The sequence below is a fragment of the Helicobacter sp. MIT 21-1697 genome (assembly GCF_026241255.1).
In the GTDB taxonomy this organism is placed as follows: domain Bacteria; phylum Campylobacterota; class Campylobacteria; order Campylobacterales; family Helicobacteraceae; genus Helicobacter_C.
Genome location: NZ_JAPHNC010000034.1, coordinates 1 through 300, shown reverse-complemented (window position 1 = coordinate 300; position 300 = coordinate 1). Strand labels below are relative to the sequence as shown.

Here is a 300-nt window from a genome sequence, read left to right as displayed (position 1 = left end):
AATAACATTTTTAATATCTTCACTTTGTTGGATTACTTCTCCTGTCTTACCACTGACATTTTGCATAGAACTTGTAATCTCTTCTACTGCTTGAGCTGTTTGTTCTAAAGAAGAAGCTTGAGAGTTTGTAAGATTAGTAAGATTTGTTACAGCTTCTGCAAGAGTTTTAGCTTCATTACTTAATGTTTGAGCAAAGCTTGAACTTGTTGAGAGCATTTTTCTAATTTCTTCTCCTAATGTATTTGTTACAACTTCTACTCTACCACTTGCATCTTTTACTTCTGTGGTGAAGTCAAGCTT

The 300-nt window shown here is 33.3% G+C and carries 1 pseudogene; it reads right to left on the bottom strand.

What is annotated here, in order from left to right:
• Positions 1-300: pseudogene (locus tag OQH61_RS09495) on the bottom strand (methyl-accepting chemotaxis protein); the annotation flags it as partial.